This is a genomic window from Microbacterium sp. 5K110 (assembly GCF_005774735.1).
In the GTDB taxonomy this organism is placed as follows: Bacteria; Actinomycetota; Actinomycetes; order Actinomycetales; family Microbacteriaceae; genus Microbacterium.
The window spans coordinates 1-6912 of sequence record NZ_VBUM01000126.1 but is presented as its reverse complement, the minus strand read 5'-3'; the positions used below and the strand labels follow the sequence as shown (position 1 = coordinate 6912).

The 6912-nt window shown below is 71.7% G+C and carries 8 protein-coding genes and 1 riboswitch; of the genes, 1 reads left to right on the top strand and 7 read right to left on the bottom strand.

Translation table 11 applies throughout. The features are described from left to right. Positions 1 to 78 precede the first annotated feature (78 nt). The 7 genes from FE256_RS17165 to FE256_RS17135 form a co-directional block, all read right to left on the bottom strand. The gene (locus FE256_RS17165; protein WP_138178070.1) at positions 79 to 432 is read right to left on the bottom strand and encodes a Fe-S protein; all 354 of its coding nucleotides are present in this window, start codon (positions 430 to 432) and stop codon (positions 79 to 81) included. Between the two features lie 79 nt (positions 433 to 511). Beyond that, complete coding sequence (gene ribH / locus FE256_RS17160; protein WP_138178068.1) at positions 512 to 985, bottom strand: 6,7-dimethyl-8-ribityllumazine synthase; 474 nt, start codon at positions 983 to 985, stop codon at positions 512 to 514. Then, on the bottom strand, positions 985 to 2253 hold the full coding sequence (ribA, locus tag FE256_RS17155; protein WP_138178066.1) for a GTP cyclohydrolase II: 1269 nt from the start codon (positions 2251 to 2253) through the stop codon (positions 985 to 987). Before ribA ends, ribH begins: the two co-directional genes overlap by 1 nt. Further along, positions 2250 to 2906: a riboflavin synthase gene (locus FE256_RS17150; RefSeq protein WP_138178064.1), complete on the bottom strand. Its 657-nt coding sequence runs from the start codon at positions 2904 to 2906 to the stop codon at positions 2250 to 2252. The genes ribA and FE256_RS17150 overlap by 4 nt, the downstream gene beginning before the upstream one ends. Next, positions 2906 to 3937, bottom strand: a complete 1032-nt coding sequence (gene ribD / locus FE256_RS17145; protein ID WP_138178062.1) for a bifunctional diaminohydroxyphosphoribosylaminopyrimidine deaminase/5-amino-6-(5-phosphoribosylamino)uracil reductase RibD — start codon at positions 3935 to 3937, stop codon at positions 2906 to 2908. The genes FE256_RS17150 and ribD overlap by 1 nt, the downstream gene beginning before the upstream one ends. A gap of 58 nt (positions 3938 to 3995) precedes the next feature. Continuing rightward, positions 3996 to 4145, bottom strand: a riboswitch (FMN riboswitch). Positions 4146 to 4214: 69 nt separating this feature from the next. Next, the gene (locus FE256_RS17140) at positions 4215 to 5078 is read right to left on the bottom strand and encodes an Fpg/Nei family DNA glycosylase (protein WP_138178060.1); all 864 of its coding nucleotides are present in this window, start codon (positions 5076 to 5078) and stop codon (positions 4215 to 4217) included. 157 nt (positions 5079 to 5235) lie between these two features. After that, on the bottom strand, positions 5236 to 5799 hold the full coding sequence (locus FE256_RS17135) for a GNAT family N-acetyltransferase (protein ID WP_138178058.1): 564 nt from the start codon (positions 5797 to 5799) through the stop codon (positions 5236 to 5238). A 191-nt stretch (positions 5800 to 5990) separates the two neighbouring features. On the opposite strand from FE256_RS17135, the gene FE256_RS17130 reads away from it, so the two are divergent. Then, a complete protein-coding gene (locus FE256_RS17130; protein ID WP_138178056.1) occupies positions 5991 to 6806 on the top strand; it encodes a type IV toxin-antitoxin system AbiEi family antitoxin domain-containing protein in 816 nt (271 codons plus the stop codon). Positions 6807 to 6912: the final 106 nt, after the last annotated feature.

Below are 6912 nucleotides of genomic sequence, written 5' to 3'. Positions count from 1 at the left end.
GACCCCCGAGATCTACACTTCTAGCTTCGTCGGCGGCGTCAGATGTGCATAAGAGACAGGGGCGTCGTGGCCGGGGGGTCAGCGCCAGAGGACCGCGAGCGCCGCGTTGAGCAGAGTCAGCGGACCGACGAGCCAGAACAGGATCGGCGGCACCGCGCCGGTGCGCTTCTGCCGGGCCGAACCGATCCCGAGCAGCGCGCCGATGACGATGAGCACGACGAGCTTCACGCCGATCTTGACGTAGTTCGGCTCGTACGTCATGCCCCACGGTGCCGCGAGGATGAGGCCCGAGAGCAGGGAGATCAGCAGGCCGTAGTTCATCAGGGGAGTGATCCGCGCGCGGCGCGAGACGGCATCGACGATCCAGGCTCCGAAGAGCACGGCAAAGCCCACGAGGTGGACGAGCACGACGACATGACGCAGGATCTCCATGCCCGTCACCCTAGGGATGCCGCGCGCGCGGCGCCAGCAAGGCGCACCTCACCGCGACGGGAGGCGCGCCTCGCAGCGCTCAGCCGCGGAGCTCGCGAAGCACCAGGGCGGTGCGCAGGGCGGCGTCGGCCGCCTCGGCGCCCTTGTCTTCCTTCGAGCCCTCGAGCCCGGCGCGATCCAGTCCCTGCTGCTCGTCGTCGAGGGTGAGGACGCCGAAGCCGACGGGCTTGCCGGCGTCGATCGCGACCCGGGTGAGGCCGTCGGTGGCCGCCGACGAGACGTACTCGAAGTGCGGCGTGCCACCGCGGATGATGACACCGAGCGCCACGACCGCGTCGGCCCCGCCCTCGAACGCCGCCACCGCGGCGACCGGCAGCTCGAACGAACCCGGCACGCGCACGACGCGGTACGTCGCGCCCGTGGCATCCAGGACGCGCCGGGCCCCGGCGATCAGTCCGTCGGTGATGACCTCGTGCCAGGTCCCTGCGACCACGACGACGTTCAGTCCGCTCGCGTCGATGCCGCCGGTTTCAGGTGCTCCGCTGCCCGCCATCAGACGAGTCCTTCCTTCATGTGCGCGAGCGCGTCGCGCAGGTCGTCCTCGGCGATGACGTGACCCATGCGGTCGCGCTTCGTCTCGAGGTACTGGTGGTTGTTGGGGCCGACGCCCACGAGCAGGGGGACCTGCTCGACGACGTCGAGACCGAAGCCGCGCAGCTGCGCGACTTTGTCGGTGTTGTTCGTCAGCAGGCGCACCTTCTCGACGCCGAGGTCGGCGAGGATGCCCGCGGCGGCGGCGTAGTCGCGCGCGTCGGCGGGCAGACCGAGGGCGAGATTGGCATCCACCGTGTCCAGGCCGCGCTCCTGCAGGCTGTAGGCGCGCAGCTTGTTGATGAGGCCGATACCGCGCCCCTCGTGGCCGCGCATGTAGATGACGATGCCGCCGTCGCGGTCGATCGTGTCGAGGGCGGCATCCAGCTGCGGACCGCACTCGCACTTCAGCGATCCGAAGGCCTCGCCGGTCAGGCACTCCGAGTGCACGCGCACGAGCGGGGCCTGGTCGGAGAGGTCGCCCGAGACGACCGCGAGGTGGTCGGTCCCGGTGATGCGGTCCTTGTACGCGAGGAAGCGGAACGTGCCGTGCGAGGTCGGCACGTTCGCCTCGGCCCGCAGGCTCACGCGGCGCCGCGGGGCCGGGGTGGCGTCCAGGGGCTGGGTCTCGTTGAGGTACGCGATGAGCTGCTCGATCGTGATGACCGGGATGCCGTCGCGCTCGCCCAGTTCGAGGAGTCCGGGCAGACGCATCATGCTGCCGTCTTCGGCCACGACCTCGGCGATCGCACCGACCGGCTCCAGGCCCGCCAGACGCATGAGGTCGACGGCCGCCTCGGTGTGCCCGGCGCGCTCGCGCACGCCGCCGTCGACGGCGCGCAGCGGCAGCACGTGGCCGGGGCGGATGAGGCTCGAGGGCATCGACGACGGGTCGGCCAGCACGGTGAGGGTGCGCGCGCGGTCTGCGGCGCTGATCCCGGTTCCCACGCCCGTCGCGGCATCCACGCTGACCGTGTAGGCGGTCCCGCGGGCGTCCTGGTTCACCTCGACCATGGGCGGCAGGTCGAGGCGGTCGGCCCAGTCGGACGGCATCGGCGCGCACACGTAGCCGCTGGACCAGCGGACGGTCCACGCCATCCACTCGGGGGTCGCGAGCTGGGCGGACAGGATGACGTCGCCTTCGTTCTCGCGGTTCTCGTCGTCGGCGACGAGAACGGGTCGTCCGGCGCGCAGGGCCTCGAGGGCCTCGGGGATGGTGGACAGGCTCATGCGGAGCCCCTCTCGGTCGATGCGGCCGCGGCCGCGGGATTCTCGGTGCTGCGGAAGGCCAGCAGGCGCTGCACGTGCCGGGCCAGGATGTCGGTCTCGAGGTTCACGGGGGAGCCCGCTTCGGCGCGGCCGAGGGTCGTCGCCTCGAGCGTCTCGGGGATGAGCGACACCTCGAGCCACGGCTCGGGGTCGGCGGCGTCGCTCACGGCGCTCACAGTCAGCGAGACGCCGTCGATCGCGATCGAGCCCTTGTCGACCACGAGCGGAGCCAGGTGGGCCGGGATGCCGATGCGCACGACGCTCCACTGTGCGCCCGGTCGCACCTCGCGCACGATGCCCGTGCCGTCGATGTGGCCCTGGACGACGTGGCCGCCGAGGCGTCCGTGGGCGGCGGTGGCGCGTTCGAGGTTGACCGCGCGGCCGGCGGCGACGTCCGCGAGCGTGGACATGTCCAGCGTCTGCTTCATCACGTCGGCGGTGAACCAGTCGGGGCCCTGCTCGACCACGGTGAGGCACACGCCGCTGACCGAGATCGAGTCGCCGTGACCGGCATCCGACACCGCCAGCGGTGCCCGCACGGTCACGCGCACGCCGTCGCCGGCGGGTTCGACGGCGGTGATCTCGCCGATCTCTTCGACGATTCCGGTGAACATCAGAGATCTCCCTGGGGGTCGTGGACGGGACGGGCGACGACGCGGATGTCGTCGCCGAGCACATCGATGGATGCCACCTCGAGCCGCCGCGCGGCGTCGATGGTGGGCACTCCCACGTCGCCGAGCGCGAGGCGGGACCCGCCGAGGAGCACGGGGGCGACGTAGACGAGCACCTCGTCGGCGAGGCCGTCGCGCACGAGGGCGCTCTCGAGGGTCGGACCGCCCTCGACGAAGATGCGCTGGATGCCGCGGGAGCCGAGGTCGTCGAGCACGGCGGCCAGGTCGCGGGTGGGGAAGATCAGCGGCTCGTGCGGGTGCCGGTGCACCGCGGCATCCGGTGCGATCGGGCTTTCGCCGACGATGACCGGGACCGGCTGGTCGGGCAGGAGCGAGCCGTCGTGGGCGCGCGCGGTGAGCGCCGGGTCGTCGGCGAGGACCGTTCCGGTTCCGGCGAGGATCGCGTCGGCGGCGGCGCGACGTTCGTGCACGTCGCGGCGGGCGGCGGGCCCGGTGATCCACTGGCTGGATCCGTCGTCGGCGGCGGCGCGGCCGTCGAGGCTCTGCGCCCACTTGACGGTCACGACGGGGCGACCGGTGCGCTGCAGGTGCACCCAGTCGTGCACGAGGTCGGCGGCGGCGTCGCGCTCGAGGCCCGCTTCGACATCGACGCCGCCGCCGCGGAGGCGGTCGGCGCCGCCCGTCGCAGCGTCGGTCGGATCGTCGAGCGCGTAGACGACGCGCGCGACACCGGCCTCGAGGAGGGCGACCGCGCACGGGCCGGTGCGGCCGGTGTGGTTGCAGGGTTCGAGGGTGACGACGGCGGTCGCGCCGCGGGCCGCCCCGGGGGTGAGCTGCGACAGGGCGTCGACCTCGGCGTGCGGGGTTCCGGCGCCGCGGTGGTAACCCTCGGCGAGCACCTCGCCCGCGGGCGAGAGGAGGACGGCGCCGACCTGGGGGTTGAGCCCGCGGGGGCCGTTCCGCGCGAGACGCAGCGCACGGCGCATCGCGTCTGCTTCGGCGGCGGATGCCATCTTTCCCTGTCCTTCCCGTCGTGAACGGGGAAGGAGCGCAGGGCGGCGCGGCGCGCCGACCGTGCTGCCTCCTATCCGGACTAGAGACGATCGCTCGCCTCATCACCGTCGGTTCCGGAATTCCACCGGATCGGCCCCACCGCGTGATGCGGAGGGGTTCGCGGACTGTCACCGCCGGTTCGGATTCTCACCGACCCCGGAGCACGTGTTGCTTGTTCGAAGTCTAATCAACACCGCCGACACGGATTCATTCCCGCCGACTCGGGGCGAAACCGTGCTACTTCAGCAGCCGCGACAGCCGCCGGTCGGCGAGGATCTTGCCGCCCGTCTGACACGTCGGGCAGTACTCGAGGGAGTTGTCGGCGAAGAACACGCTGCGCACCTCGTCGCCGCACACCGGGCACGCCTCGCCGCGGCGCCCGTGCACGCGCATGCCCCGGCGCTTGGCATCCTTCAGATCGGCGGGCGGCTTGCCGCGCGCGGTCTCGATCGCTTCGGTCAGCGTGGCGATCATCGCGGCGTACAGCGTGTCGATCTCGGCGTCGGTCAGGGTGGCCGCGAGGGCGTAGGGCGACATCTTGGCGGCGTGCAGGATCTCGTCGGAGTAGGCGTTGCCGACGCCCGCGATGATCGCCTGATCGCGCAGCACGCCCTTGATCTGGGTGCGACGGCCCGCGAGCAGGGCGGCGAACGCGTCGCGGTCGAGAGCCGCGTCGAGCGGGTCGGGGCCGAGCCGGGCGATCCCCGGGACGTCGGTGGGGGAGCGTGCGGCGTACACCGCGAGCGACTTCTTCGTGCCGGCTTCGGTGAGGTCGAACCCGGAGCCGTCGTCGAATCCCACGCGCAGCGCGATGGGGGTCTTGCCGGGCTTGATGATCGTCGAGGGCAGAGCGTCGTACCAGCGCAGCCAGCCCGCTTTCGCCAGGTGGAACACGAGATGGATGCCGCTGTCGGCGGCGATGTCGACGAACTTGCCGTGCCGTTCGACCCCGGTGACCGCGGAGCCGACGAGCGCGTCGATCGGGGGGTCGTACGTCTTGAGGGCGCTGATGGCGGCGATCGAGGCCTTCGTGAACGTCAACCCCGCGACACGACCGCGCAAGAACTCGACGAGTCCTTCGACCTCGGGCATCTCGGGCATGGAGCCATCGTGGCATCCCCTTCCGACATTCGACAGGGTCTTGCGGCGCTCGTCGAGGTCCGCGGCACGGGGCCGCCCGGGCACAACTCCTGCATGTGTGGGCGGAGAGGCGGGGATGCCGCGGAGCCCGGCGGATGTGCCGGAGTTGTGCGGCCACTCAGCCCAGGTCGAGCAGCCACTCCTGCGGTACGCGTTCGTCGTGCCGGAGCAGGCCTCCAATCCACAGGTCGGCGCGTCCGAGGCTGTTGACGTGCGCCCGCCGCAACAGCCCCTCGTAACGGAACCCGAGCCGCCGCGCGGTGCGCGCCGAGCCGATGTTGCCGACGACGGCGCGCCATTCGATCCGCTCGATGCTCGGGCGATCGTCGGCGAACGCCCAGTCGATCACGGCCGCCGCGGCCTCGCTGGCCGCACTCTGCCGCCGCGCGTCGCGGGCGATCCAGTACCCGATCTCCGGGGCGCCGGTGTCGAACCTCGCCAGCCCGATCATGCCCGCGAGGCGCCCGTCGCGGCGGATCGCCCAGGTCGGCTCCGTACCGTCGCCCCACCAGCGGGCGGTCAGTTCGACGAAGCGCTCGGCATCCGTGAGGAGGTACGGCGACGGCACCGTGGTGTAGCGCTGCAGGTCGGCATCCTGGCACTCCGCGTGGATGGACGCCACGTCCGCCGCCGTCGGCGCGGACAGTTCGAGGTGCGGGGTGTGGAGGCGGTCCGGTTCCATCCGCCCACGCTACCGACCGGGCACAACTCCGGCGATTCTCCGCACGCTGACCGGTGGATGCCGCAGCGTGCATGTCGCGCCGGAGTTCTGTCTGTCCCGAGGCTCCTCCACAGCGGAGCAATCTCGGCATCCATCCCCCATTCGCCTCTCGCCTCGCTCGCGCGCGTCCGATGCCGGGCACGGTGGGGGAGATGGCGACACCCGAGTTCCGCACCTACCGTCAGCTTCGCGACGACGGATGGAGCCGACATCGCATCGACAGCGCGGTGCGGAGCGGGGCCCTGGTCCGGCTCCGGCGGGGGAGGTATGCGGTCGCCTCCGTCGAGTCGACAGCGCGGGATGCCGGGTACTTCGGCGGCCGTCTGGATTGCGTGTCGTTGCTGTCGGTGCTCGGCGTCTTCGTTCTGCGCACCGACGGGCTCCACGTCCAATTCGACCGAGAAGCGAGCAGGATCCCCGAGCGGTCGACCGGTGTCGTCGCCCACTGGCGTGCGAGTCGGGCCCGCCCCGGCGACCTGCACGCGGATCTCGTGGAGGCGCTGAGGCAAGCCGTGTTGTGCCAGGGGCCGCGTGCCGGGATCGCCTCGGTGGACAGCGCGTTGCACGGTCGACTGATCTCCGACGTCGAGGTGGATGCGGTGTTCGACGGGCTCCCGCGGCGGTACCGGCGGCTCCGCGGTCTCGTGGACTCTTCGGCCGAGTCGGGTCCCGAGACGTTCGTGCGTCTCATCCTGCGTGCCCTCGGTGCACCGTACGAGACACAGGGGCGTCTTCGAGGGGTCGGTCGGGTCGATTTCCTCGTCGGCGGGTGGCTCATCGTCGAGTGCGACAGCCGCGCCCATCATTCGTCGTGGGAGGAGCAGCTCCGTGACCGACGTCGGGATCGCGCGGCAGCGGCTCTCGGATACGTCACCCTGCGCCTGGTTGCCGAGGACATCCTGTACCGCCCGGACCTGGTGCGCGACGCGCTGGCCGGCGTGTGGAAAGGCCCGCGCCGAAGCCGGTGAGACCGACCGCGCATGCTCGCCGCCGCGCGACGGCGGCGCACAACTCCTGCAGGATCGACCGCGCGCGGCGCCCCGCCGCACTTTTGCGGCTCTGCGGCCGGAGTTG

Excerpts from the sequence above, each read along its gene's own strand:
- FE256_RS17165 (WP_138178070.1), bottom strand. The coding sequence starts at position 432 with ATGGAGATCCTGCGTCATGTCGTCGTGCTCGTCCACCTCGTGGGCTTT.
- ribH (WP_138178068.1), bottom strand. The coding sequence starts at position 985 with ATGGCGGGCAGCGGAGCACCTGAAACCGGCGGCATCGACGCGAGCGGA.
- ribA (WP_138178066.1), bottom strand. The coding sequence starts at position 2,253 with ATGAGCCTGTCCACCATCCCCGAGGCCCTCGAGGCCCTGCGCGCCGGA.
- FE256_RS17150 (WP_138178064.1), bottom strand. The coding sequence starts at position 2,906 with ATGTTCACCGGAATCGTCGAAGAGATCGGCGAGATCACCGCCGTCGAA.
- ribD (WP_138178062.1), bottom strand. The coding sequence starts at position 3,937 with ATGGCATCCGCCGCCGAAGCAGACGCGATGCGCCGTGCGCTGCGTCTC.
- FE256_RS17140 (WP_138178060.1), bottom strand. The coding sequence starts at position 5,078 with ATGCCCGAGATGCCCGAGGTCGAAGGACTCGTCGAGTTCTTGCGCGGT.
- FE256_RS17135 (WP_138178058.1), bottom strand. The coding sequence starts at position 5,799 with ATGGAACCGGACCGCCTCCACACCCCGCACCTCGAACTGTCCGCGCCG.
- FE256_RS17130 (WP_138178056.1), top strand. The coding sequence starts at position 5,991 with ATGGCGACACCCGAGTTCCGCACCTACCGTCAGCTTCGCGACGACGGA.